Source organism: Bradyrhizobium sp. Leaf396, from assembly GCF_001424605.1.
Taxonomy (GTDB): domain Bacteria; phylum Pseudomonadota; class Alphaproteobacteria; order Rhizobiales; family Xanthobacteraceae; genus Bradyrhizobium; species Bradyrhizobium japonicum_C.
Map to the genome: position 1 here is coordinate 88375 of NZ_LMQJ01000004.1, position 23701 is coordinate 112075.

Sequence of the window (23701 nt, forward strand, 5' to 3'; positions counted from 1 at the left end):
GGCCAGCAGGCGAAGGCGAGGACACGGCGAAGGCGCGACGATGACGACACCGAATGCTCCGCGCACCTCCCTGCCCAGGGGAATCTGGGTGCTCGGCTTCGTCTCGATGCTGATGGACATCTCCTCCGAGATGATCCACGCGCTGCTGCCGCTCTATCTCGTCACCGTGCTCGGCACCTCCACGCTTACCGTCGGCTTCATCGAGGGCATTGCGGAGGCGACCGCCTCGATCACAAAAATCTTCTCCGGCGCGCTGTCGGATTGGCTCGGTCGCCGCAAGCTGCTGGCCGCATTCGGCTATGGACTTGCCGCCTTCACCAAGCCGCTGTTTCCGCTCGCGCCCAGCGTCGGATGGCTGGTGGCGGCACGCTTCATCGACCGCGTCGGCAAGGGCATTCGCGGTGCGCCGCGCGATGCGCTGATCGCCGATATTGCGCCGATCGGCTTGCGCGGCGCGAGCTTCGGGCTGCGGCAATCGCTCGACACCATCGGGGCCTTCCTCGGACCGCTGGTTGCTATCGCGCTGATGTGGTGGACGGCGGACAATTTCACGATCGTGTTCTGGGTGGCGGTGCTGCCGGCCTTTCTGTCGTTTGGACTGATCACCTTCGGCGTGAATGAGCCTGACCCGGATCCGAGCCGGGTGCCTGTGAAGAATCCGCTCAATCTCGCCGCCATGCGGCAGCTCGGTGCGGTGTACTGGCGCGTCGTCGCGGTCGGGATTGTCTTCACGCTCGCGCGCTTCAGTGAGGCCTTCCTGATCCTGCGCGCACAGAGCATCGGCCTCGACGTGATGTGGGTGCCGGCGGTGCTGGTGCTGATGAACGTCGCCTATGCGCTGTCAGCCTATCCGGCCGGGATCCTCTCGGACCGGATCAACCGGACCGGCCTGCTCGCGCTCGGTCTAGTCCTCCTCGCCGGCGCTGATCTTGCGCTGGCCCTGCTCCCGAGCCTTGCGGGTCTCGCGCTCGGCGTCGTGCTGTGGGGACTGCACATGGGGCTGACGCAAGGACTGCTTTCGGCCCTCGTCGCCGACGCGGCGCCACCAAGCCTGCGCGGCACCGCATTCGGCTATTTCAACCTCTTCACCGGGCTTGCCTTGCTGGCCGCCAGCGTGATCGCGGGCGCTCTTTGGGATGCCTTTGGTCCTCAAGGCACGTTCCTGGCAGGACTCGGCTTTGCGCTGGTTTCGCTTGTGGGACTGCTTGCGGTCGGCAACGGTCTGGCGGCAAGAAACAGATGATGCAGACTGAAAACCGAGGAACGGGACATTGAACATCCAATTCATTTTGGCGGTGGCCGCCGGCGGAGCGCTCGGAGCCGTCATGCGCTATCTCGCTGCAATCGGTTCAGGCCGTGCTTTCGGCACTGACTTTCCCTGGGGCACGCTGATCATCAACGTGACTGGATCGTTCCTGATCGGCATCTTCGCCGCGCTGTTCGCGACGAGATGGAACCTGCCGCAGACCGTCCGGATATTTTTGACAGTGGGGATTTGCGGCGGCTACACGACATTCTCGACGTTCTCGCTGGATACCTGGTATCTGATCGAGCGTGGTCAGACCTTGGCCTCGGCTGCCTACATGATTGCATCGGTGGCGCTGTCCGTAGGCGCCCTGATCGCCGCCATGCAGCTTGTCCGCGCGCTTCCCTAGAGTAGGATGTAGCAGCGTGCAGCGGTTCTCCGAAAGGATAATGCTGACCTGGTGCGGGCAGGCGCGGTCGCCGCATCCCTGCCCATTCGCAGCGGCATGATGGCGGCGTGCCGACCAGCTTGGAGCCGCACGAGTGCCTGCATTATGATGAAACGGCTGGAGCTCATCAGGGCCGGGGTTTCAGGATACGATGAACGACACCGTCAGCAAGCCGAAAACCAAGACAAAGACCAAGGTCGAGCGGCCGCGGCTGCACAAGGTCATCCTGATCAACGATGACTACACGCCTCGCGAATTCGTCACCATGGTGCTGAAGGCCGAATTCCGCATGACCGAGGATCAGGCCTACAAGGTGATGATCACCGCCCACAAGCTTGGCGCCTGCGTCGTCGCGGTATTCACCAAGGACGTGGCCGAGACCAAGGCGACGCGAGCCACCGACGCCGGCCGCGCCAAGGGCTATCCGCTGCTGTTCACGACCGAGCCGGAGGAATAGGCTCAGCCGCCTGCGCGTACGTTTCATCCGCCAGCCCGTACACGCGCTGCGCCTTGGAAAATCCCGCGATCGGAAATTCGCCGAGTTCGAGCCAATCGTGCCGACAAACATTGGCAAAGCCTTCCGAGGCGACGACCGTCCGCCCCAGGCGCCCCGTGATCTTCTCGAGCCTTGCTGCAAGATTGACGGCAGGGCCGATGCAGGTGAAGTCGAGGCGGTTGCCGCCGCCGATATTGCCGTAGAGGATGTTGCCGACGTGGAGCGCGACGCCGAAGCGGAAGCGCTCGACGGCATCGCCGACCGGGATGGCGAGCGCTTCGACGCTGGCGCGGGACTCGCGCGCCGCCTCAAGCACGCCCGCGCAGACATCAGCGGCATCGCCGACATATTCGTCGATCGGAAACACCGCGAGCAGGCCGTCGCCCATGAATTTGAGCACCTCGCCGCCATGGCCGCGGATTGCGGCGACCTGGCAGTCGAAATAGTGGTTGAGGATCGTGACCACTGTCTCTGGTGGCAGCCGGTCCGATAGCGCTGTGAAGCCGCGCAGGTCCGATAGCCAGATCGCCGCCTGCATGGTGTCGTTGTGACCGCGGCGGATTTGGCCGCCGAGAATGCGCGCGCCGGCACGGTTGCCGACATAGGTGTCGAGCAGCATCTCGGCAGTGCGGCGCAGGCTGATGATCTCGCTGACGCGCGCGAGCGGCGCTATGATCGAGCGGATCGCCGCGATGTCGCCATCGCTGAAGCCGCCGGGCTGCTGCGTGATCCAGCTCGTTGCGTGGACGGAGCCGTCGAGAAAGGGCATCGGCACCGCGACATAGTCGGTCGCGCCTTCAGCCCGCATGTCCTCGAGGAACGGAAAGCGCTTGCTGTCGGGATCGCTCGGGCGTCCCCTCACCTCGATGCCCTGCTCGAACACAACGCGAAGCGGGCTGCGGGCGAATTCGGGCGTGTCCAGGATCTCGAAATCAACAGCGCCGATCTCGACTTCCTGACCTCGCCGCCAGATGAAGTTGCGGCCGAAGATTTCGGGATGCAGCGTGCGAATGAATATGCCGAACCGCCACAGCGGCAGACCGGCCGCGACCAGACGTTCGCAGAAGTCGGCGATCATCTCGGCCGGCTCCGCCGCCGACCACGCGCCGTCGATCAGCCAATCGCAGACGCGGCGAAGCTCGGAGCTGTTCATGGCCGCATTTGGGGACGAAAGTTGCGGGGCCGTCAAGCTGCGCCGTCGCCTAGTGCCGTGACAGACGGTTTGGCCGCAAATGCGCTCGCCTCTTCCCGACGGGAAGGGAAGGTCATCAACGTCCGACCTGCCCGCGATCGCGCAGGAAGTGATCGGCAAGCACGCAGGCCATCATGGCCTCGCCGACGGGAACGGCACGAATGCCGACGCAGGGGTCGTGGCGCCCCTTGGTGAAGATCTCGGTATCAGCGCCCTGCCGATCGACGGTGAGACGCGGCTGCAGGATCGACGAGGTCGGCTTCACCGCGAAGCGCACCACGACCGGCTGGCCGGTGGAGATGCCGCCCAGCACGCCGCCGGCATGGTTGGACAGGAAGCGCGTGCCGTCATTGCCGGTGCGCATCTCGTCGGCGTTCTCCTCCCCGGTGAGCTCGGCCGCGCCGAAGCCGGCGCCGATCTCGACGCCCTTCACCGCGTTGATGCTCATCATCGCGGCTGCGAGATCCGAATCGAGCTTGGCGTAGATCGGCGCGCCAAGACCTGCCGGTACACCTTCCGCGACGACCTCGATCACCGCGCCGATCGAGGAGCCGTTCTTGCGGATGCCGTCGAGATAGGTCTCGAAGAACGCGGCCTTGTCCTTGTCGGGACAGAAGAACGGATTGTTGGCGATCTCGTCCCAGTCCCACTTGGCGCGGTCGATCTTGTACGGGCCCATCTGCACCAGAGCGCCGCGCACCCTGACGTCGGGCAGCACTTTTCGCGCGATCGCACCAGCGGCGACGCGCGTTGCGGTCTCGCGCGCGGATGAGCGGCCACCGCCGCGATAGTCGCGCAGGCCGTACTTCGCCTCATAGGTGAAGTCGGCATGACCGGGACGAAACTTGTCCTTGATTTCGGAATAGTCCTTGGAGCGCTGATCGGTGTTCTCGATCAGAAGCCCGATCGGCGTGCCTGTCGTCACCTGCTCGCCGGTCTCCGGATGCGCCATCACGCCGGACAGGATTTTCACCTGGTCCGGCTCCTGGCGCTGAGTGGTGAAGCGCGACTGTCCGGGCCGGCGCCGGTCGAGGTCCTTCTGGATGTCGGCCTCGGTCAGCGGGATCATGGGCGGACAGCCGTCGACCACGCAGCCAATCGCCACCCCATGGCTTTCGCCGAAGGTGGTGACGCGGAACATGTGGCCGAAGGTGTTGAAGGACATGCCGAACTGCCGCCTAGCGTTGACGTTTTACATAAACGTTGTTTGTCAACGTTCGTAGCCCTGAGGGGCATGGCGTTCAACCCCGTTCCCGTCATTCCGGGGCGCCCGGAGGGCGAACCCGGAATCTCGAGATTCCGGGTTCGATGCTCCGCATCGCCCGGAATGGCGAAAAACTCAGGCCTAGCTGAACTTCTCCAGCCGCCCGTCGCGGAACACGTAGACGGCGCCCTGCTCGATGAAGAGCTCGGCGGCACCGGCGGGGGTCTCGAGCCCCAAGGCCACCATCAGGGCCCGGCAGGTCCCGCCATGAGCCACCGCGACGGTATCGACCAGAAGCGACTCGTACCAGTCCAGCATGCGCAGCTGCACCGCCGCGTAGGTCTCGCCACCCGCGGGCGCGACCGTCCATTTGTCGGCGAGACGCTTCGCATAGACGTCCGGATCGGAGGCCTCGCTCTCGGCCAGCGTCAAACCTTCCCAAATGCCGTAGCCGATCTCGCGGAGGCGATCGTCCAGGGAATAGTCGGCAGGCGGCAGCTCAAGCTTGCCGCGCGCGAGCTCCATGGTCTGACGCGCACGTCCGAGCGGGCTCGACACATAGGGCAGCGCGGCACTGTCCTTGCCATCGCGCTTGAACAAATCGGCCAGAACACCGGCAGCGTGCACGGCCTGACTGCGGCCGCGCGCGTTGAGCGGAACGTCCTTGGTGCCCTGCAATCGCCCGAGCGCGTTCCACTCGGTCTCGCCATGGCGCAGGAAGTAGATCGTGGGCACGGCCATTCCAGATTCGAGGCTAGTCCTTCCCGCCCAGCGAGATGTCCGGCGCGTCCGGGCGCTTCATGCCCAGCACGTGATAGCCGGAATCGACGTGATGCACCTCGCCGGTAACGCCGCGTGAGAGGTCGGAGAGGAGATACAGCGCGCTGCCGCCGACGTCTTCGGTCGAGACGTTGCGCCGCATCGGCGCGTTGTATTCGTTCCACTTCAGGATATAGCGGAAATCGCCGATGCCGGACGCGGCGAGCGTCTTGATCGGCCCTGCCGAGATGGCGTTGACGCGGATGTTCTTCTCGCCGAGATCGGCGGCGAGATAGCGCACGCTGGCTTCCAGCGCCGCTTTCGCCACACCCATCACGTTGTAATGCGGCATCCACTTTTCAGCGCCGTAATAGCTCAGCGTGATGAGCGAGCCCCCGTCCGTCATCAGCTTCTCGGCGCGCTGCGCCACCGCCGTGAACGAATAGCAGGAGATCAGCATCGACTTCGAGAAATTCTCCTGCGTGGTGTCGACGTAGCGGCCGTCGAGTTGCTCGCCATAGGCGATCGCGTGCACCAGGAAGTCGATCTTGCCCCACTTCTCCTTCAGCACGGCAAAGGCGGCATCGATGGTCGCGGCATCCGTCACGTCGCAATGGCCGAGCACGAGCCCGCCGATCTCGGCGGCAAGCGGCTCGACGCGCTTCTTCAGCGCATCGCCCTGATAGGTGAAAGCGAGTTCGGCGCCGGCGGCGTGGCAGGCCTTGGCAATGCCCCAGGCGATCGAGCGGTTGTTGGCGACGCCGAGGATGACCCCGCGCTTGCCTTGCATCAGACCTGAATTCTGCGCCATTTTTGAACGTCCCGTCGAGCTCTCGTTGAGGTCTGGAGGTACACCAGCCCTCCCCTGCGGTACAGTCCTAATACGCGGCGTTAACGCTGTTTCGAGCGCCGGAATAGCTGTTCCATTCGGGTGTTATGATCACTGAGGCGCTCGCGCCTGATACCGGGACGTTAAGACCGCAATGAATGCGTTTCGCCAGAATGTGGAAGCCATGATCCCGGCGCTGCGCCGCTATGCCCGCGCGCTGACGCGCGACGCGGATACGGCCGACGATCTGGTCCAGGATACATTGGTCCGCGCGTTGCGTTCGGAGCGGCTGTTTCTCGGAGGCGACGTCAGGAGCTGGCTCTATACGATCCTGACCAACCTCAACAAGAACCGGCGGCGCTCACTGGCGAGGCGGCCTCAATTCATGCCGCTGACGGAGAACAACCCGGACGCCAGCGGGACGGAGGCAGAAGGACGCGACATCGAGAAGGCACTGGCGACGCTGGTCGAGGAGCAACGCTCTGTGCTGCTCCTGGTGATGCTGGAAGGCATGAGCTATCGCGAGGTCGCCGATATCCAGGGGGTGCCGATCGGCACCGTGATGTCGCGGCTGGCCCGCGCAAGGGCCCACGTCAAAGCCTCGCTGGAGGGCGAGCGCCCGGTGCTCAGGCGAGTGAAATGAGGACAGGGTGATGCATTGCGCAAGGTGCGATCGCAGCCTGCCGAGGGCGCGAGCGAAGTTGAACTACGAACGATTTTTTGGGCCGCAGAGCCAGAGACGAGCAATATGAACGACCGCAGGATCGCAGTGACCGAGGACGAACTGCACGCCTATGTCGACGGCGAGTTGCCGGTCGAGCGCCGCCCCGACGTCGAGGCTTGGCTTGCTGCCCATCCCGACGAGGCCGAGCGCGTGCAGTCCTGGCGCACCATGGCCGAGATGCTGCACGCTCGCTACGACGGCATCGCCCACGAGCCGGTACCAGCACGGCTGGAGCTGGAGCGGCTGGAGCGCCGCCCGCGGCAATGGCTTTACGGCGCGGCCGCGGCGGCGTTGGTTGCTTTCGTGGCCGGCGGCACGGCTGGTTGGGTCGCGCATGGTGCCGCCAACGCACCCTCCACGTTCCAGAGTCTTACGGCGGATGCGCTCGACGCCCACCGCCTCTATGTCGTCGAGGTCCGCCACCCCGTCGAAGTCGGCGGCAACGAGCGTGACCATCTGCAGGCCTGGCTGACCCGACGCTGCGGCTGGACCGTACTCGCGCCGAACCTGGAAGCCAGCGGGCTGAAGCTCGTCGGGGGCCGGCTTCTGCCGGGACCGAACGGTCCGGCGTCGTTCCTGATGTATGAGGGCACCTCGGGCGAGCGGTACACGATCTACACGGCCAAGACCGACAACGGCGCGACGCAGATGCGCTACGCCAAGGCGGACAAGGACGGGGCGCTGTTCTGGGCCGAGCGCGGCGTCGGCTATGTCGTCAGCGGCGGCAATGATCGCGACCGGCTGACCAAGGTCGCGCAGGCGGTCTACGACCAGGCCGAAAAGAACGGCAGCTAAATCGGACGGCCGGGCCACCGCCGAAGCAATGCATTGGATCGCCAAGAAGAGGCCGGAAACGTCGCGCCTCGATTCCGTCATTGAAAATTTGGAATGAAGACATCGACGCGTCTCATTATCGCACCGGATGATCACGCGAAAATGAGCGGCGTTCGATCCGCCGATCGACGCGGGCGGCCTCGATTGGGGCTTTGGTACCGCGCTGGTCCCCCTCTCGAGGCCGCACCTTTTTATCGACTGCCCCGCCGGACAGCCGACACGTCATATGCGTTCACGTCGAAGCGCGATGCGCGCTTTCACGCGCAGGTTGAGCATTATCCTTCCGGGAAGAGAATGCTCCACGCGTCGAGGCGGCTCGGATAGCGCCCTAACCGAGCCCACTCCGCGGATTGTAGGGGTCTTGGTCCCGCCACTTTTCCATCAATGCTTCAAGCTCGGCGTCGTTCCCGTCCGGTAGCATAATCCTGACAGTGACGAAGAGATCCCCGGTCCCGCCAGCTTTTGGCAGGCCCTTGCCCTTCAGCCGGAAGGTCCGGCCGCTAGAGGTGTTTTTCGGGACCGAGAGCTCCACGGCGTTGCCGAGGGTCGGCACGCGGACCTTGCCGCCGAGCACCGCCTCGTAGAGCGTGACCGGCAGGTCGATCCGGAGGTCGGCGCCTTCGACCTTGAAGAACGGGTGCGGCGCGATGTTGATGGTGATCAGGAGATCGCCGGGCGGATGGCCCTGTGCGCTCTCACCCTGCCCTCGGAGCCGAATCTGCTGGCCCTCGGAGACACCAGCCGGAATCTTGACGTTGAGCTCCTTGCCCGTCGGCAGCCGGACGCGCTTCTCGCCACCCTTGACCGACTCCTCCAGCGAGACGGACATGGCAACATTCACGTCGAGATCGAGCCCAATGCCGCCGGTATCGAAGTCGAACTGGGCGCCGCCGCCGGCCCCCGGCCGGGCACCGCGCATGCCGCCGCCGAACATGCTGTTGAGGATATCCTCGAACGCACCACCGCCCGGGCCGCCCGCGCCGCCGCTCCGGAACGTATAGCTTTCGAACCCGCCCGGACCCGCACGGCCGCGCGGGCCTCCGCCGCCCGGAAAGCCTTGGAAGCGCGGCTTGCCGTCGGCATCGATCTCGCCGCGGTCAAACTGTTTGCGCTTATCCTCGTCGCCGAGGATCTCGTTGGCCGAGTTGATCTCGGCGAAGCGCTCGGCCGCCTTGGGATCGCCCTTGTTGCTGTCCGGATGGTGCTTCTTGGCCAGCTTGCGATAGGCGCTCTTGATCGCGGCAGCGCTGGCGCTCCGCGGCACCCCCAAGACCTCATAGGGGTCGCGCATTCGTCACATCTCCTTCAAGAAATCGAATTGTCCAAAGGGCTCCCCGCCCCACCTGCCGATCATGTGGGAAGAGAGTGGCATTTTTGCAACTAGGAGCGCGTCCTGAACCTAGCTGCGCCACGGCTTTAGCGTATGAATCTCCCAACGGCCACGGCCGCTTTGGCAGCCGGCGCCCTGCAGCCAACTTTCGGTACTGCCGTTGACGTAGCTTGCCAGAAAGTCGCGGCACTTGCGTCCGTCCTCGGCCGCATAGGACTGCGCGATCGGCGTCACCGAACCGCGCGCGCCCGTTTCCGGATTCTCCCAGTGCTGGCTGGAATCCTTGTCCCCCTTGCTGAGGACATCGGAGGCGGCGTTGCGGGTGAAGGCGAGATCGGTCTCGGTCGGGGACGCGTCCTTCGCCGGCCGCGCGATCGAGCCGGTGAGGTCGCTGTCGTCGACCTTGGCGTAGGCGCTCTGTTCATTGCGGGAAAAGCTGCAGCCGCCGGCACCGAGACCGACGAGAACGACGGTCATGACAAAGCCGGAGGGCCGGATCGCCGATAGGCCAACGCGTTCCCATGCCCTATATAGGGCGTTAGCGGACAACAACGCGTTTTGGGCCGCGGGACGCAACTCGGACTCCAGACATGACCGACACGACCTCGATGAAACACCAGACACCCTTAACATCCGGTGATTTCACCGCCGCCGACGAGCCATTTGCGCTGTTCGAGGCCTGGCTGAACGAGGCGATCAAGAGCGAGCCGAACGATCCCAACGCCATGGCGCTCGCGACGGTGGACTCTGACGGGCTGCCTGACGTGCGCATGGTGCTGATGAAGGGATTCGATACCGAGGGTTTCGTCTTCTACAGCCACATCGCCAGCCAGAAGGGCCGCGAACTCGCCGCAAACCCTAAAGCAGCGTTACTTTTTCACTGGAAGTCGCTGCGCCGTCAGGTCCGCATCCGCGGCAACGTGACGCCGGTGACCGACACTGAAGCCGACGCCTATTTCGCCACCCGCCCCAAGCAGGCCCAGATCGGCGCCTGGGCGAGCAAGCAGTCGCAAGAACTGGAGAGCCGCTTCGCCTTCGAACAAGCCATCGCCAAGGTTGCGGCCAAATACGTCATCGGGGACGTGCCGCGGCCGCCAGGCTGGAGCGGCTGGCGCATCACGCCGTTGCGGATCGAGTTCTGGCACGACCGCCCGTTCCGGCTGCACGACCGCATCGAATTTCGCCGTGACGCGGCCGGCCAGAAATGGTCCAAGACGCGGATGTATCCTTGAGACTCATCTTGAACCTTATCTCGAGACTTGCGCCGACCTGAAAGATGTCCATGCCGCATTCGTCCAATGCGCCGCGTCGCACTCTGCTCCTGACCGGAGCCAGCCGCGGTATCGGCCACGCCACGGTGATCCGTTTCTCTTCTGCAGGCTGGCGGGTGATCACCTGCTCGCGGCATCCATTCCCGGAGGACTGCCCGTGGGACGCCGGCCCTGAAGACCACATCCAGGTCGACCTCGGCAACCCGGCGGACACAACGCGTGCGATCTCCGAAATTCGCGACCGGCTCGAGGGCGGCACGCTGCACGCGCTGGTCAATAATGCCGCGATCTCGCCGAAGGGACCGGGCGGCACGCGGCTCGGCTCGGTCGACACCGACCTCGACACCTGGACGCACGTCTTCCACGTCAACTTCTTCGCGCCGATCATGATGGCCCGCGGACTGATCGAGGAATTGAAGGCGGCCAAGGGCTCGGTGGTGAACGTCACCTCGATCGCGGGCTCGCGCGTGCACCCCTTCGCAGGCGCCGCCTACGCGACCTCGAAGGCCGCCCTTGCCTCGCTGACGCGCGAGATGGCGTCCGACTTCGGCCGCGTCGGCGTGCGCGTCAACGCGATTGCACCTGGCGAGATCGACACCTCGATCCTGTCGCCGGGCACCGAGAAGATCGTCGAGCAGCAGATCCCGATGCATCGCCTCGGCACGCCCGACGAGGTGGCCAAGATCATCTACGTGCTGTGTACGGAAACCAGTTCGTACGTCAACGGCGCCGAAATCCACATCAACGGCGGCCAGCACGTGTAGGCTGTCCTCTATCCATCCGCCATTGCTTCGCTCCTCGCAATGACGAGATCTAGCTCTTGGAGAAGCAAGGCGATCCAGACAACGCCGCCGCAAGACCTGGATCGCCCTTACCTTCCGTTCCTCAATCGAGTCGAATCCGACGTGACCTTTCGCGCGGCCGCGGAGCGGCCGTGCTGAATGCGGTCGAGCAGTCGTCGTCATTCTCACCATCGAGCAGCGGAGCACCACAGTGCCGGCACATGCGTGCCGACATCGACGGCGCCTTGCCGCTCGTCAGGACCTGGCGGTAGTTCGCCAGGTCGATGACGTTGCGGGGCGACGTTATGTGTTTCTCAACCATGGCTGTTCCTCGCGGCTACGCGCTGCTTATCGCAGACAAGTTTCGCGCAAACGTTCAGCCCACCGCTCAAATTTTACCGGAGGAATTGCGGCACGACGCACGCATCACAGCGCCGCCTCAATCCCGATCTATTCTGCGACACGATCGACCGCGTCTATGCGAGCGGCGTAAGGTCCCGGTAGGCATCTTTGCTCGAGCATGACGCCTACAGCCACTTCTTCCACTTGAAGATCCAGTACGGGACGATCGCCGCGATCAGCATCATCACCAGCGCCATCGGATAGCCGTGCACCCATTCGAGTTCCGGCATCACCCTGAAGTTCATGCCGTAGACCGAGGCGATCAGCGTCGGCGGCATCAGGACGACGGCCATCACCGAGAACAGCTTGATGATGTTGTTCTGCTCGAGATTGACGACGCCAAGCATGGCATCGAGCACGAAGGTGATCTTGTTGGAAAGATAGGAGGCATGGTCGGTCAGTGACGCCACGTCGCGCTGCATGGTCTTGAGCTGCTCGCGCATGTCTTTCGACCATTTCACGCCCTCGACCACCGCGGACAGGAACGTCACGACGCGGCCGATCGACACCAGGCTCTCGCGAACCTTCGAGGTCAGATCGCCCTTGCGGCCGATCGAGATCAGGATCTGGGAATATCTCTTTGCCTGCCCGTGACGCTCGCTCTCAGGCTCAAAGATGTCATGGGAGACCTGATCGATGTCGGCGCCGCAACGCTCCAGAATGTCAGCGCAGCGGTCGATCACGGCGTCCAGCAGCTCCATGAGCACCATCTCGCCAGTAACCGCCGGCGTGCAGGAGCGGGCGAGCTTGGCTTCGACCAGGGCGAATGGCTTCGGCAGGTCGTAGCGCACCGTCACCAGCCGGTGGTCGCCGAGGATGAAGGTCACCGGCGTGGTCCGAGGCATGTCGGTATCGGAGTGACACATCAGCGTCGCAGTCATGTAGCGTGCGCCGTTCTCCATATAAAGGCGGCTAGAGATCTCGATCTCCTGCATGTCTTCCCGGGTCGGGATGGCGATGCCCGCGAGCCGCTCCACCGCTTTGTCCTCGGCCGCGCTTGGATTGACGAGGTCGATCCAGACGGCGCTCTCCGGCACTGCCGCAAGGTCCTCGATCACGGCCTTCTTGAGGGCGGACTCGGAGGGAACAAACACCGAAAACATGAAAAGCTCCAGAGATCCTGCCGACAGAATGACAGCCCTTACCGCGATTCTGACAGGTTCACGATGACAACAACATTAACGGGGTGTTCGCATCTATGGCGGCCCAGATGCCGACTGTTGCGCGAAATCGACAGTCTGACGCCTCTGGCTCCAGAAAACCCGTATGGGGCCGCCAAATTTGCGGCATAAAAGTCACAGCTGCCCCCGCACGGCCCGGCAAACGGCCTTCAGTGCTGGAATTGTGGCAGATTTCAACGATAATGGATTAACGGAGTCGAGGAGCTTGGGCGCCAAGCCAAGCCTTCCGCACGGTATTGTTTTGATTGGAACCAAACCATGTCGTCGCTGAAATTTACATTTGGGATTTTGGCCGCTGGCCTGCTGTTGTCGGGCTGTATGCAGGCCACGCGCTATGAGGCGACCGACACCAAGGCATTCAAGCCGAAGGACAAGGAACTCCTCGCCAAGGTCAAATACGAGAATACCCCGGTCGCGGAGCCGTTCCGCCGCGCTATCGTCGAGTTCCATCGCAAGGAAGCGCCTGGCTCGATCGTGGTCGATTCCGACAACCACTATCTCTATTACGTGCTGGAGGGCGGCAAGGCGATCCGCTACGGCATCACCGTCGGCGAAGAGGCCATGGCTTGGTCGGGCATCGCCAAGGTGGGCAGCAAGACCGAGTGGCCTGCCTGGCACCCCACCCCCAGCGAAATTTCGCGCCTGGGCGTGCCGACCTATGTCGCCCCCGGCCCGGACAATCCGATGGGCTCCCGTGCGCTGTACCTCTATTCGGGGGGCAAGGACACGCTGTTCCGCATCCACGGCACCAACCAGCCGGAATACATCGGCGCCTCGATCTCGTCCGGCTGCATCCGCCTGACCAACGAGGACGCGATCGATCTCTATGATCGCGTCAAGGTCGGTACCCTCGTCGTGGTGCTCGAGCCGAAGCACGGCGACTCCCCGCACAACTCGCGACTGGCGCTGGGCAGCAGCCAAACCGGCCAGGCAGCAAGCTACTGATCGCCACAACGGCCGACATCCAAAGCGCCGGTTTCACCGGCGCTTTTTCGTTGCCGGCTTGGACGCTCGGGCCTTCTCGGGCTCCGACTTGTTTTTAGGCGCATGGGATTTCTCCGCCTCGTCATCGGTCCCTTCATTTGCCTCTGGTCTGGCCGCAACCTCTCGCGGCGGCGCTTCCTCGGGACGCTCCGCCGGCAGCAGTGGGGCGACTTGCGGCAGCGGATCCCACACATTCCATTGACAGATCCGGTAGTCGTTGCGCCGCTGCGCCAGATCCAGATGGATGTGGTCCTCGTGGTACCAGTCCGAGCCCGGACCGAGCACGGTGGAAAAGCGCGCGCAGACCGAGTGCAGCACGCGCTCACGCACCTCGCGCGACAGGGTGCGAGCGGTGAGGCCGATCGACTGGCCATTGGCGAGCTTGATGCCACGAATGTCGATCGCATTCGCCTTGCCGTGCTCCGACAGCGTCGCGCCTGCGACCCGGTTGCGGCCCCGGCACTCGAAGGAATCGAAATTGTCGAGCTCGTTGACAGGCGAGCCGAGGCTGCTGGCCAGCGGCACCACGTCCTTGCGCAGCCAATCGGCGATCGCGGACGCCATGGTGCAGCGAAGGATCGCCGCCGGCTTGACCGTCACCTTGCGCTTGTCCGGAAGCACGACGGCCTCCAGCCGAACCAGATCCTCGCCACCACAGGCGCCGGGGCCGCGGATGTCGGGGATTGAAGGCGCAATCGCGATGTCCTCGGTCAGCGCGAGGCGGCAGGGCGAGGCCTGTTTCTGGGGTGGCGATGCCACCTCGGCGGGCTTGTCGGCGCCCGGCTGGTCCGGAGACGGCTTTTCCTCTGCCGCGGGCGGAGGCACGACCGGCGGCTTTTCCGATGCCTGTTCCGGTGCCTTGGGAGCCTCGGCCGGCCGCGGTCTGGGCAGCGGAATCCTGGCAGCATGGACGGCCGCGCGCGGGCGTGCTGTACCAAGGCCGAAGAGATCCAGGGGCGCAGGATATTTCCGGGCCTCGGCTCTCTCTGCGGACACGAGCAACAGGCCCAGCGCAGCGGTAACCATTGCTGCGCCAGCGGACATAAAGCCGCGATAAGACCATTTGCGGCGAAAGTCCGGCACGCTAAAAGTCATGACAATTCTTTGGCCCAACGCTGAGAGCGAACACGCGCCCAGCGACTTCTCGGAGGAACGTCGGAATGCTTGGTTTGATGCAAGATTGGCCCCTGCTCTGCCACAGGATCATCGAACACGCCGCCAGGATTCATGGCAAGCAGGAGGTGGTCACACGCTCGGTCGAGGGACCGATCCATCGCACCAACTACGCCGAGATCCACAAGCGCGCACTGAAGGTCTCGCAGATGCTGGAACGCGGCGGCATCAAGCTGGGCGACCGTGTCGCGACGATCGCCTGGAACACCTGGCGCCATCTCGAAGTCTGGTACGGCATCATGGGAATCGGTGCGATCTGCCATACCGTCAATCCCCGCCTTTTCCCCGAGCAGATCGCCTGGATCATCAATCATGCGCAGGATCGCATCGTGATGACCGACATCACCTTCGTTCCGATCCTGGAGAAGATCGCCGACAAGCTGCCGAGCGTGGAGCGCTACATCGTGCTCACCGACAAGGCGCATATGCCTGAGACCACGCTGAAGAACGTGGTCGCCTACGAGGACTGGATTGCCGAAGCCGACGGAAAATTCAAATGGAAGGAGTTTGACGAGAACACGGCTGCCGCGATGTGTTACACCTCCGGCACGACCGGAGATCCCAAGGGTGTGCTGTATTCGCATCGATCCAACGTGCTGCACGCGCTGATGGCCAACAATGTCGACGCGCTCGGCACGAGTGCGTCCGAGACAATGCTGCCGGTGGTTCCGCTGTTCCATGCCAATAGCTGGGGCATCGCATTTTCCGCACCCTCGCAAGGTACCAAGCTGGTGATGCCCGGCGCCAAGCTCGACGGCGCCTCCGTCTATGAGCTGCTCTCGACCGAAAAGGTGACGCACACCGCGGGCGTGCCGACGGTGTGGCTGATGCTGCTCCAACACATGGCCGCCAACAATCTCAAGCTTCCCGATCTGAAGATGGTGATCTGCGGCGGCTCGGCGATGCCGCGCTCGATGATCAAGGCGTTCCTCGACATGGGCTCCAACGTCCGCCACGCCTGGGGCATGACCGAGATGAGCCCGATCGGCAGCGTCGCGGCGCTGAAGCCGCCGTTCCAGAATGCCACCGGCGAGGCGCGGCTCGACGTGCTCCAGATGCAGGGTTATGCGCCCTTCGCGGTGCAGATGAAGATCACCGACGATGCCGGCAAGGAGCTGCCCTGGGACGGCAAGACCTTCGGCCGCCTGAAGGTCTCCGGCCCCGCCGTCGCCAAGGCCTATTACCGCGTCGACACCAACATCCTCGACGAGGAAGGCTTCTTCGACACCGGCGACGTCTCGACCATCGACGAGGACGGCTACATGCGGATCACCGACCGTTCCAAGGACGTGATCAAGTCCGGCGGCGAGTGGATTTCCTCGATCGACCTCGAGAACCTAGCGGTGGGACATCCGGCCGTGGCGGAAGCCGCAGTGATCGGCGTGTTCCACCCGAAATGGGACGAGCGGCCGCTTCTGATCGTGCAGCTCAAGCAGGGCCAGCAGGCCACGCGCGAGGACATCCTGAAGTTCATGGAAGGCAAGATCGCCAAATGGTGGATGCCCGACGACGTCGCCTTCGTCGAGGGTATTCCGCACACGGCCACCGGCAAGATCCTGAAGACGGCGCTGCGCGACCAGTTCAAGGATTACCGCTTCCCGAACGCGGCGGCGTAGGCATCAGCGTCATTCCAGGCGGCTGAAACAGCGCCGTCCCGGAATGGGCCGACCGGGGTTCGATGCCGCTGGCATCGCCCCGGGCTGCCGGGCCAGTAACAGTCCGGTCTCCCTTGAATTTGCTCCCGGGCCGTGGTCTCAACGGCGCATCGCCGCGCCAGACCGGCCGGCACCGCCCTCAACATCCGGCAGAGCTCACCCCGATGGCCCGCAGGTTTTCCGCTCCCTATCAGTCGGAGCCCGTGTCGAGCCTTGCGATCTGGGCCCGCAATCTGGCCGTGTTCGCGGTCGTGGCGGTGGTGGTCTCGATCATCATCGTCCGCTTCGACTTCCTGGAGCCGAAGCCGGCGCTTGCGACTTTCCTCGGCGGGCTCGCGATCGCCGGCGTCTCGATCCTGTTCGGACTGGCCGGCTTTGCCGCGATCTGGCAGAACGGCTCGCGTGGCATGGCGCGCATCCTGCTCGCCTTCCTGATCGACGGGGCGATCCTCGCCTACCCTGCCTATCTAGGCCTGCAATATCGCAAGCTGCCGCCGATCTACGATATCACCACGGACCCGATCGACCCGCCGCGCTTCGACGCGCTGGCGCGGCTGCGCACGGGCGACGGCACCAATACTGCAGTCTATGCCGGCCTCTACTCGGCAGAACAGCAGCGCCGCTTCTATCCCGAAGTCGAGCCCGTTGAGCTCGAGATTTCGGTCGACCGCGCCTATGCGATCGCGCTCCAGCTCGTCCATAAGCGCAAATGGATCGTGATCGACGAGCGCGCGCCGCAGCCGCCGCGCCGCATCGGCCGCATCGAGGCGGTGGCGCGTACGCCGATCATGGGCTTCCGCGAGGACGTCTCGATCAGGGTCGTGGCAGACGGCGACGATTCTCGCGTCGATATCCGCTCCGCCTCGCGCAATTTCGACAGCGACCTCGGCAGCAACGCCGCGCGCGTCAAGCAGTTCATCGACGATCTCAACGCCGCTGCCGACGCCGACGCGCTCAAGCCCGTGAAGAAGACGCCGATCGCGCCGCCCAAGACGCCGGCAAAGACTGTGAAGAAATAGCGAATGGGGGTGGCGAACAGCGAATGGACAATGCCATTTGCCACTCGCTGGTTCGCTCCTAGGCCATCCGATATGTCCCGCCAATCACGGGATCGCCCTCGGTCGCGACCACGCCGCGCGCGACCAGGTCTTCCAGGTGCGCCAGCACGGAGTAGCCGGCGGCCGTCGTCAGCCTGGGATCAATGCCGATATAGATCGCGCGGACCATCGTCGGAATGTCGGTCTCGCCTTTGGCGAGGCGGTGAAGAATCGAGGCCTCACGGGCCTTGCGGTGTCGGATCAGGAAGCGCGCGAAGCGTGGACCTTCGGAGATCTCGGGCCCGTGACCCGAGAAATAGAGATCCTCATCGCGTGCCGCGAGCCGGTCGAGCGAGTCCATGTAGTCGATCATCGAGCCGTCGGGCGGCGCCACGATGGAGGTCGACCAGCCCATCACATGATCGCCGACGAAGTTGAACTTTCGCTCGGCCCAGGCGAACGCCAGATGATTGGCGGTGTGCCCCGGCGTCGCCACGGCCTCGAGCTGCCAGCCGTCACCCTCGACGACGTCCCCGTGCGCGAGGCTGACATCCGGGGCAAAATCCCGGTCGGCGCCGGATTCCGGATTGTGCTTCTCGCTCTCGAAACGCGGGCGCGATGCACGATGCGGGCCTTCGGCATAGACCGGCGCACCTGTCGCCTGCTTGATGCGCACCGCGTTTGGCGAATGATCGCGATGGGTGTGGGTGACGAAGATGTGGCTCACCGTCTCGCCGCGCACGGCATCGAGCAGCGCAGCCGCATGCCCCTCATCGTCCGGACCGGGATCGATGATCGCAACATTGCCCTTGCCGACGATGTAGCTGACCGTGCCGGTGAAGGTGAACGGGCTCGGATTGTTGCAGAGCACGCGCCGCACACCGGGGCGGACCTCCTCGACAACGCCAGGCTTCAGCGGAAAATCGCGGTTGAACGGGACGTCGTCATTGTCGGACATGGCTTGCTCACACCTTGCTGACTTCGTCACACGGCCGAGTGCCGGGCATCCACGTTCATCGCGCCTAAGACGTGGATGGCCGGGACTTCTGGCGCGAAGATGCACTTCGCGCTCTTGCCCGGCCATGACGCAATTGGAGAGTTTCCGTTGCACTCCATGTCGAGGACGCGACCTCAGAAAAACGCCTGAATGCCAGTGATCGCGCGTCCCAGGATCAGGGCGTGGACGTCATGGGTGCCCTCGTAGGTGTTGACAGTTTCGAGGTTATGGACGTGGCGCATGACGTGATACTCGATCGAGATGCCGTTGCCGCCGTGCATGTCGCGCGCTGTCCGGGCGATATCGAGAGCCTTGCCGCAATTGTTGCGCTTGACGATAGAGATCATCTCGGGCGCGAACTTGCCCTCGTCCATCAGACGGCCGACGCGCAACGAGGCCTGCAGGCCCAGCGCGATCTCGGTCTCCATGTCGGCCAGCTTCTTCTGCACGAGCTGCGTGGCGGCGAGCGGCTTGCCGAACTGCTTGCGGTCGAGCGTGTACTGGCGGGCGCGATGCATGCAGTCCTCGGCGGCCCCCAACGCACCCCATGAGATGCCGTAACGGGCGCGGTTGAGGCAGCCGAACGGGCCCTTCAGGCCGGAGACGTTGGGCAGCAGGGCGTCTTCCGGAACCACGACGCCGTCCATCACCACCTCGCCGGTAATGGACGCACGCAGGGACAGCTTGCCCCCGATCTTCGGCGCGGAGAGGCCCTTCATGCCCTTCTCGAGCACGAAGCCGCGGATCTGGTTATCGTGCGCGGCCGACTTGGCCCAGACCACGAACACGTCCGCGATCGGCGCGTTCGAGATCCACATCTTGCTGCCGGTGAGGCGATAGCCGTCCGACACCTTCTCGGCGCGGGTCTTCATCCCGGCCGGATCGGAGCCGGCGTCGGGCTCGGTCAGGCCGAAGCAGCCAACCCACTCGCCGCTGGCGAGCTTGGGCAAGTACTTCTTGCGCTGGTTCTCGTCGCCATAGGCGTAGATGGGATACATCACCAGCGAGGACTGCACCGAATTCATCGATCGATAGCCGGAATCGACACGCTCGATCTCACGCGCCACGAGGCCATAGGCGACGTAGCTCGCATTGGCGCAGCCATACTCTTCCGGCAGCGTGATGCCGATCAGCCCGAGCTCGCCCATCTCGTTGAAGATCTCGCGGTCGGTCTTCTCTTCAAGATAAGCCTTGGAGACGCGCGGCAGCAGTTTGTCCTGGGCGTAAGCGCGAGCGGTGTCGCGCACCATGCGCTCGTCTTCGGTCAGCTGCTCATCGAGCAGGAACGGATCGTCCCACTGGAAAGAAGCCGCAGCCGGCTTGTCCTTGGCCTGAGGGCGCACGCTCATGAAACGTCCTTTCGAGTCTGGTTCCGTCGATAATTGCCGGACAAACTAGAGCGCCGCGGCAACAAGTTCAATTGCATCCTGGCTTCGGTCGTTCCGGGGCGATCCGAAGCGCCGACCCAAAATCTCGTTTCTACAACATCGAGATCCCGGATCGGGCGCCTGCAGCGCCAGCCCGGAATTACACGGCGAGTCAGCTCTCGAGCTGCTCGTTGGCGACGATCTCGATGCCGAAGCCCGACAAACCCTTGTAGTCGTGCACCGAGGAGGTGAGATGCCGGATCGAGGTCACGCCGAGGTCGCGCAGGATCTGCGCGCCGACGCCGACTTCGCGCCACTGGCGGTTGCGGTCGGCCTCCGTCGACGACTCGTCCGGCAGCGGCGCCACGGGGACACCGGCTGCACCGTCGCGCAAGTAAACCAGCACGCCACGGCCCGATTTCTTGAAATGCTCGAGCACGGCCGCCATGCGCTTGTGTCCGGTAAAGGTATCCTTGACGATGTTCGGCTTGTGGAAGCGCGTCAGCACATTCTTGCCGTCGCCGACGCCGTTATAGACGAAGGCGACGTGAGCGATGGAATCGAACGGTGAACGGTAGGCATAGCCCTGCAAGGGACCGATCGGACTCTCCGTGACGAAGGTCGAGACCCGCTCGATCAGCTTTTCGCGCGCCTGCCGATAGGCAATCATGTCCGCGATGGTGACGTGCTTGAGCTTGTGCTCGGCGGCGAAGCGGGCAACCTGCTCGCCCTTCATCACGCTGCCGTCGTCGTTCATGAGCTCGCTGATCACACCGACCGGCGGCAGCCCGGAAAGCTTGCAGAGGTCGACGGCCGCCTCCGTATGGCCGGAGCGCAGGAGCACGCCGCCGTCCTTGGCGATCAGCGGGAAGATGTGCCCGGGGCGGGCGAAGTCATTGGCGCCGACATTGGGATTGGCGAGCGCGCGGCAGCACGAGGCGCGCTCCTCGGCGGAGATGCCGGTGCCGCCGTCGGGCTTGTAGTCGATCGAGACCGTGAAGGCGGTGGTGTGCGCGGAATCGTTGTGGGCCACCATCGGGTCGAGCCGCAGGCGGCGCGCGTCCTCGGTCGTCACGGGCGCGCAGACGATGCCGGAGGTATGGCGGATGATGAACGCCATCTTCTCGGCGGTGCAGAGCGAGGCGGCGACGATCAGATCGCCCTCGCCCTCGCGGTCCTCGTCGTCGGTGACGACCACGAGCTCACCCCTGGCAAAGGCCTGCAAGACTTCCTGAACGCTATCGGGCATTTCCCAATCTCTATCGGTTATGGCCGGGAGGCTTAGCCGGACTTGGGGCTGGGCGCTAGTCTCCCAAGCGCAACCACATATGCCGGACGGCAGGCCTGCCAATGGGTTTCAGGCTTGCACCGGGCATACCAGCGATATAGGCGCAGACTAACAGCAAGGAAGGCGGCCGGCGCGTCAGGGAAGCACCTCCCGGCGCTCGCCGAGGCGTTGATCGAGCTCGGCGCGCTTGTCGGCAAGCAGGCCCGCCTGGGCGGCTTCGATCACGGTAAACAGCTCGTGGGCATCGCTGAGCCGGGTCACGGTGACATAGCTGGCGCCGGCCTCGTAGAGCGGGGCAACGTCGGCCAACAGGTCCGCGGTCGCAACGATCAGGGCGGTCGGATTGAGCGCGCGGACGTGCCGGACCAGCTTTTCGTTGGTGGCACCCTTCAGCAGCGAATCCGGCACGCTGAGGATGATCATCTCGGACTTGCCAATACCGGCGTGGAGCAGCGTATCGACATTGCTGATGTCGCCATAGATCACGTGCAGGCCACGCGAGAGCAGGGTCTGATACACATTGGGGTTGAAGTCGACGACGGTGATCTGCTCGAGCAGCACCGGTGTCTGCCGTTCGATCTCCGCCAGCAGCGCGCTCGCCGCACGGAAAAAGCCGAGGATGACGATGCGGCGGGCCTCCCCGTGACCGCCCTCGTGCCCTTCCTCGGCATGCCCGTTACCGTGATCGAGATCGCGCAGGCCGATCCGCTTCAAGGGGCCAATCGCCCAGCGGGTGATCTCGTCGCTGCGGGTCATCACGAAGGTCGAGAGTACCGCCAGCACGACGAAGGCAAACGAGGCGGCGTTCGCCGTCTCGGCCGCGATGTGGTGGTCGGCGACGCCGGTCTGGATGACCACCAGCGAGAACTCGGAGATCTGCGCGAGGTTCAGCGCCGGCAACAGACTGGCGCGCAAGCCCTGTTTCATCAGATAGAGCGGAGTGAAGGTGGTGACGAGGCGGCTCACGACCGTGAACGCCGCGATCATCAAGGCAAGGCTGATCACCGAGAGGCCGGGCACGGGAATGGTCATGCCCAGGGCGACGAAGAACAATGTGATGAAGAAGTCGCGGAGCGTGGTGACCTTCGCGGTGACGTCGAGCGCGTAGGGGAAGGTCGAGAGCGAGACGCCTGCAATCAAGGCGCCCATCTCGCGCGACAGCGACAGCCGGTACGCGGTCTCGGCGACCAGAAAGCACCAGGCCAGCGCGCCGAGCAGAATCAGTTCGGGCCGGCGGGCGATCTGGTGGAACACGCGCGGCAGCACATAGCGGCTGACCAGGAGTGTGGCAGCGACCAACACCGCGACGCGGCCTATCGAGAGCAGGATGACGCTGACCTGGAGGTTGGCGAGGCTCGGCTGCACCGCCAGAAACAGGATGGCGAAGATGTCTTGGAGCACCAGGACGCCGAGGGTGATGCGGCCCGGCAGCGTGTCGAGCTCGCGCTTCTCGTAGAGCACCTTGACGATGATCACGGTGCTCGACAGCGCGCAGGCGACACAGAGATAGACCGCATCGAAATGCCCGCTGCCGAGGGACAGGCCGATGCCGACGAAGAAAAGCAGCCCGAGCAGACAGCCTCCGAGCAGCTGGCTGCCCGCCGCGAACAGGATCACCCGCCCTGCCCGCACGATCTTCTTCAGGTCGATCTCGAGCCCGATCATGAACAGCATGAAGATCAGGCCGAGTTCCGAGATGACGCTGATCGATTCCTGAGAGTGGACCCAGCCCGCGCCGAATGGACCTATGCAGAAGCCGGCGATAAGGTAGGCCAGGATCAGCGGTTGCCGGGAGAAATGGGCAAGCAGTCCCAGCATCCAGGCAAACAGAATAGAGAGAGTGATGTCTCGAATGAGCTCGTGCATGCCAAATTGGTCCGTTTTGCCGCACCCTAGAGACGGGTTGCGGTGCGGCAAGCGAGCAATTCGTCACATGCGGAAAGGGCTCGTTGCAGCCATGCTGCTGGGTCCCCTCGCCTTTGCCGTGCCCGCCGCCGCGCAATCCAAGGTCAATATCGAACAAAACTTTGCCGATTCGCTCACCGCGCTGCCGAAGGAGGACCTCGCCGTCTCCGGCGGGTTCTACGTGCCCGCCTATTCCAGCGTCGCGATGAGCCAGGGCAAGTTGCGTGTCGACTTCTCGGTGACGCTAAGCGTGCACAACGCCTCCGAGACCCAGCCACTGGTCGTCAAACGCATCGCCTATTTCGACACCGCAGGCAAGCAGGTCGAGAATTATCTGAAGGCGCCGGTGGCCTTGAGGCCGCTGGCCACGGTTTCGATCTTCATTCCGACCGACGACGTGCGCGGCGGGACCGGAGCCAATTTCCTCGTCGACTGGGCCGCCACAGGCGAGATCGCCGAGCCGGTGGTCGAAGCATTGATGGTTGGCGGCATCGCCAATGCGCATTACGCTTTCATCAGCCAGGGCCGTCCGACCCGGACGGCCGGCAAGAAGTAAGGGGCGGTGCAAAGCCGCCGCTCAACAAGAACAAAACGAGG

General features: G+C 64.1%; 23 protein-coding genes. 11 read left to right on the top strand and 12 right to left on the bottom strand.

The window, feature by feature from the left end; genetic code table 11:
- Nucleotides 1–40 precede the first annotated feature (40 nt).
- The 3 genes from ASG57_RS05265 (at nt 41) to clpS (ending at nt 2151) form a co-directional block, all read left to right on the top strand.
- Nucleotides 41–1243, top strand: a complete 1203-nt coding sequence (locus tag ASG57_RS05265) for an MFS transporter (protein WP_057195806.1) — start codon at nt 41–43, stop codon at nt 1241–1243.
- A gap of 28 nt (nt 1244–1271) precedes the next feature.
- Complete coding sequence (gene crcB, locus ASG57_RS05270) at nt 1272–1655, top strand: fluoride efflux transporter CrcB (protein ID WP_057195807.1); 384 nt, start codon at nt 1272–1274, stop codon at nt 1653–1655.
- A gap of 190 nt (nt 1656–1845) precedes the next feature.
- Nucleotides 1846–2151 carry an ATP-dependent Clp protease adapter ClpS gene (clpS, locus tag ASG57_RS05275; protein WP_024340279.1) on the top strand — a complete coding sequence of 102 codons (306 nt, stop codon included), beginning with the start codon at nt 1846–1848 and terminating at the stop codon, nt 2149–2151.
- On the opposite strand, the gene ASG57_RS05280 is transcribed toward clpS, so the two are convergent.
- The 4 genes from ASG57_RS05280 to fabI all read right to left on the bottom strand — a co-directional run bounded on the left by ASG57_RS05280 (nt 2129) and on the right by fabI (nt 6156).
- Nucleotides 2129–3343, bottom strand: coding sequence for an adenylate/guanylate cyclase domain-containing protein (locus ASG57_RS05280; RefSeq protein WP_057195808.1), 1215 nt, complete (start codon nt 3341–3343; stop codon nt 2129–2131). The genes clpS and ASG57_RS05280 overlap by 23 nt on opposite strands.
- A gap of 115 nt (nt 3344–3458) precedes the next feature.
- Nucleotides 3459–4547: a chorismate synthase gene (gene aroC, locus ASG57_RS05285; RefSeq protein WP_024340281.1), complete on the bottom strand. Its 1089-nt coding sequence runs from the start codon at nt 4545–4547 to the stop codon at nt 3459–3461.
- Nucleotides 4548–4727: 180 nt separating this feature from the next.
- Nucleotides 4728–5327 carry a histidine phosphatase family protein gene (locus tag ASG57_RS05290; protein WP_057195809.1) on the bottom strand — a complete coding sequence of 200 codons (600 nt, stop codon included), beginning with the start codon at nt 5325–5327 and terminating at the stop codon, nt 4728–4730.
- A 13-nt stretch (nt 5328–5340) separates the two neighbouring features.
- Nucleotides 5341–6156 carry an enoyl-ACP reductase FabI gene (fabI, locus tag ASG57_RS05295; RefSeq protein ID WP_024340283.1) on the bottom strand — a complete coding sequence of 272 codons (816 nt, stop codon included), beginning with the start codon at nt 6154–6156 and terminating at the stop codon, nt 5341–5343.
- A 172-nt stretch (nt 6157–6328) separates the two neighbouring features.
- Here fabI and ASG57_RS05300 point away from each other — a divergent pair, with 172 nt between their 5' ends.
- Entirely contained in the window at nt 6329–6817 is a 489-nt protein-coding gene (locus ASG57_RS05300; protein ID WP_024340284.1) for a sigma-70 family RNA polymerase sigma factor, read from the top strand.
- Nucleotides 6818–6922: 105 nt separating this feature from the next.
- Nucleotides 6923–7693, top strand: coding sequence for an anti-sigma factor family protein (locus tag ASG57_RS05305; protein WP_057195810.1), 771 nt, complete (start codon nt 6923–6925; stop codon nt 7691–7693).
- A gap of 367 nt (nt 7694–8060) precedes the next feature.
- Here ASG57_RS05305 and ASG57_RS05310 read toward each other — a convergent pair whose 3' ends face one another.
- Nucleotides 8061–9023, bottom strand: coding sequence for a DnaJ C-terminal domain-containing protein (locus ASG57_RS05310; RefSeq protein ID WP_057195811.1), 963 nt, complete (start codon nt 9021–9023; stop codon nt 8061–8063).
- A 108-nt stretch (nt 9024–9131) separates the two neighbouring features.
- Nucleotides 9132–9539, bottom strand: coding sequence for an RT0821/Lpp0805 family surface protein (locus ASG57_RS05315; RefSeq protein WP_024340287.1), 408 nt, complete (start codon nt 9537–9539; stop codon nt 9132–9134).
- A 113-nt stretch (nt 9540–9652) separates the two neighbouring features.
- On the opposite strand from ASG57_RS05315, the gene pdxH reads away from it, so the two are divergent.
- Nucleotides 9653–10294, top strand: a complete 642-nt coding sequence (gene pdxH, locus ASG57_RS05320) for a pyridoxamine 5'-phosphate oxidase (RefSeq protein WP_024340288.1) — start codon at nt 9653–9655, stop codon at nt 10292–10294.
- A 50-nt stretch (nt 10295–10344) separates the two neighbouring features.
- Nucleotides 10345–11097: an SDR family NAD(P)-dependent oxidoreductase gene (locus tag ASG57_RS05325; RefSeq protein WP_024340289.1), complete on the top strand. Its 753-nt coding sequence runs from the start codon at nt 10345–10347 to the stop codon at nt 11095–11097.
- Nucleotides 11098–11642: 545 nt separating this feature from the next.
- Here ASG57_RS05325 and ASG57_RS05335 read toward each other — a convergent pair.
- On the bottom strand, nt 11643–12620 hold the full coding sequence (locus ASG57_RS05335) for a magnesium transporter CorA family protein (RefSeq protein ID WP_024340291.1): 978 nt from the start codon (nt 12618–12620) through the stop codon (nt 11643–11645).
- Nucleotides 12621–12956: 336 nt separating this feature from the next.
- Here ASG57_RS05335 and ASG57_RS05340 point away from each other — a divergent pair, with 336 nt between their 5' ends.
- Nucleotides 12957–13643, top strand: a complete 687-nt coding sequence (locus ASG57_RS05340; RefSeq protein ID WP_024340292.1) for a L,D-transpeptidase — start codon at nt 12957–12959, stop codon at nt 13641–13643.
- Nucleotides 13644–13676: 33 nt separating this feature from the next.
- Here the strand turns inward: ASG57_RS05340 and ASG57_RS05345 are convergent, their stop codons facing one another.
- Nucleotides 13677–14777, bottom strand: a complete 1101-nt coding sequence (locus tag ASG57_RS05345; RefSeq protein WP_057195812.1) for an extensin family protein — start codon at nt 14775–14777, stop codon at nt 13677–13679.
- Nucleotides 14778–14842: 65 nt separating this feature from the next.
- Here ASG57_RS05345 and ASG57_RS05350 point away from each other — a divergent pair, with 65 nt between their 5' ends.
- On the top strand, nt 14843–16471 hold the full coding sequence (locus ASG57_RS05350; protein WP_024340294.1) for a fatty-acid--CoA ligase: 1629 nt from the start codon (nt 14843–14845) through the stop codon (nt 16469–16471).
- Nucleotides 16472–16674: 203 nt separating this feature from the next.
- Nucleotides 16675–17529, top strand: a complete 855-nt coding sequence (locus ASG57_RS05355) for a DUF1499 domain-containing protein (protein ID WP_024340295.1) — start codon at nt 16675–16677, stop codon at nt 17527–17529.
- A 58-nt stretch (nt 17530–17587) separates the two neighbouring features.
- Here the strand turns inward: ASG57_RS05355 and ASG57_RS05360 are convergent, their stop codons facing one another.
- From ASG57_RS05360 to ASG57_RS05375, 4 genes are all read right to left on the bottom strand, one after another.
- Entirely contained in the window at nt 17588–18505 is a 918-nt protein-coding gene (locus ASG57_RS05360; RefSeq protein ID WP_024340296.1) for an MBL fold metallo-hydrolase, read from the bottom strand.
- Nucleotides 18506–18678: 173 nt separating this feature from the next.
- Nucleotides 18679–19893 (bottom strand): acyl-CoA dehydrogenase, encoded by a 1215-nt coding sequence (locus ASG57_RS05365; RefSeq protein WP_024340297.1) that lies wholly within the window; start codon nt 19891–19893, stop codon nt 18679–18681.
- 190 nt (nt 19894–20083) lie between these two features.
- Nucleotides 20084–21160 carry a 3,4-dihydroxy-2-butanone-4-phosphate synthase gene (ribB, locus tag ASG57_RS05370; RefSeq protein WP_024340298.1) on the bottom strand — a complete coding sequence of 359 codons (1077 nt, stop codon included), beginning with the start codon at nt 21158–21160 and terminating at the stop codon, nt 20084–20086.
- A 174-nt stretch (nt 21161–21334) separates the two neighbouring features.
- Nucleotides 21335–23065 (bottom strand): cation:proton antiporter, encoded by a 1731-nt coding sequence (locus ASG57_RS05375; RefSeq protein WP_024340299.1) that lies wholly within the window; start codon nt 23063–23065, stop codon nt 21335–21337.
- 67 nt (nt 23066–23132) lie between these two features.
- On the opposite strand from ASG57_RS05375, the gene ASG57_RS05380 reads away from it, so the two are divergent.
- Nucleotides 23133–23660, top strand: coding sequence for a DUF3124 domain-containing protein (locus ASG57_RS05380; protein WP_028145928.1), 528 nt, complete (start codon nt 23133–23135; stop codon nt 23658–23660).
- Nucleotides 23661–23701: the final 41 nt, after the last annotated feature.